General features: G+C 75.2%; 2 protein-coding genes. Both read right to left on the bottom strand.

The genetic code is table 11. The annotated features are described in order from the left end of the window. Positions 1-314: 2-C-methyl-D-erythritol 2,4-cyclodiphosphate synthase (gene ispF / locus G7A99_RS20675; protein WP_163143758.1), on the bottom strand; the 314-nt coding region annotated here is incomplete at its 3' end. Next, a partial coding sequence (gene ispD / locus G7A99_RS20680) for a 2-C-methyl-D-erythritol 4-phosphate cytidylyltransferase (RefSeq protein WP_371807649.1) occupies positions 311-1,075 on the bottom strand: 765 nt, incomplete at its 5' end. The genes ispF and ispD, both read right to left, overlap by 4 nt.

The following is a 1,075-nucleotide window of genomic DNA, read 5'->3' on the forward strand; positions in this document are numbered from 1 at the left end:
GGACGTTGGGCGACGATCGTGGCGTCCACGTTGACCGCCCGCCACCCGTCCGCCGCGGCTAGCGCCACGGCGTGGCGAAGCAGATCACGGCTGTCCGCGCCGGCCCAGCGCGGGTCGTCGTCCGGGAAATGGCCGCCGATGTCGCCCGCACCGATGGCACCGAACAGCGCATCAGTGACGGCGTGCAGCAGGCAGTCGCCGTCCGAATGCGCCTCCAGGCCCTGATCGTGGGGGATGGTGACGCCGCCGAGCACCAGGCGGCCGCCATCCCGGAAGCGGTGAGCGTCCAGACCCTGGCCGATACGCAGATTCATGTTTCACGCCCCTCCTGGCGGGCGGCGAGCACGGCGGCCAGCAACTCCCGGTCCGCCGTGCGTGTGAGCTTGATATTGCCGGGCTCCCCCGGCACCAGCGCCGGGTGCGCGCCGGTACGCTCCATCGCCGAGGCCTCATCGGTGGGCACGACGCCCTCGGCCACGGCCGCTTCCAGGGCAGTACGCAGGGCGCCCAGGGGAAAGAGCTGGGGCGTCTGTGCGGCCCACAGGCCGCTGCGGTCGACAGTGCCGGTGCTGTACCCGGCCTCGCCGCGCTTGAGGGTGTCGGCGACGGGGAGGGCCAGCAGTCCGCCGTCCCGGGGGTCCGCCTGCTGGATCAGTCGCTGCAGGGCCGCCGTGGAGACCGCCGGGCGCGCCGCGTCGTGGACGAGCACGCGGTCATCCGGCGAGGCACCGGCGGCGAGCAGCGCCTCCAGGGCGGCCCGTACGGAGTCGCTGCGCTCACGCCCGCCCCGGCAGCGGTACACGCGGGGGTCGCTGGCCACGGCCAACGTCGCCCAGTCCGCATCGTCGTCGGCCAGTGCGACCGCGACGCCGGCGATCTCGTCGAGGCCGAGCAGCGCCGAGACGCTCCAGTCGAGGACGGCCCGCCCCGCGAGGCGCTCGTACTGCTTGGGGCGCCCGCCGCCGTAACGGCTGCCCCGCCCCGCGGCCGGGACCGCAGCCCACAGGGGTCGAGCCCGATACGTCACCGGCATCCCCCGACGGGAGCCCGGGCCGGCGAGTGCGCCGCCGCCGGA

This window comes from Arhodomonas sp. KWT, assembly GCF_010993615.1.